Origin of the sequence: Jiangella endophytica (genome assembly GCF_003427025.1) — a bacterium.
GTDB lineage: Bacteria > Actinomycetota > Actinomycetes > Jiangellales > Jiangellaceae > Jiangella > Jiangella endophytica.
This window is the reverse complement of sequence record NZ_QVAI01000075.1, coordinates 1-379: the sequence shown is the minus strand read 5'-3', so window position 1 is coordinate 379 and position 379 is coordinate 1. Positions and strand designations below refer to the sequence as shown.

Annotated in this window: 1 protein-coding gene; it reads right to left on the bottom strand. The window is 67.8% G+C overall.

Features of this window, described 5'->3' with window-relative positions; translation table 11 throughout:
* Positions 1-379: ThuA domain-containing protein (locus DZA62_RS35325; protein WP_198664552.1), on the bottom strand; the 379-nt coding region annotated here is incomplete at both ends.

Sequence of the window (379 nt, the reverse complement as noted above, 5' to 3'; positions counted from 1 at the left end):
CACCAGGAGACCGGGTGGTCCTCACCCATCTGCCCGCCGTTGTACGTCGACTCGTCGACCGTCAGCAGGACCTTGACGCCCGCGTCGCGCGGATTCGCGGCGAGGTTGTAGAACTCGTCGCTGGGCCACTGGAACGAGCTGCCGAACTGGGCCGTCGCCGGGTGCTCCGGGTCCTCGACGTTCACCGTGGCCGACTGGATCGGCGGGTGGTTGACGAAGAACCCGCCGCCGAAGAGCTCCTTCCACCACGGCCAGTTCGACTTGTCGGTGTTGGACGTGGAGTGCAGGCCGACGAAGCCGCCGCCGCGCTGGAGGTAGCGCTCGAAGGCGGTGCGCTGCGGCGTCGTCAGCGTGTTCTCGCCGTCGGTGTAGAACACGA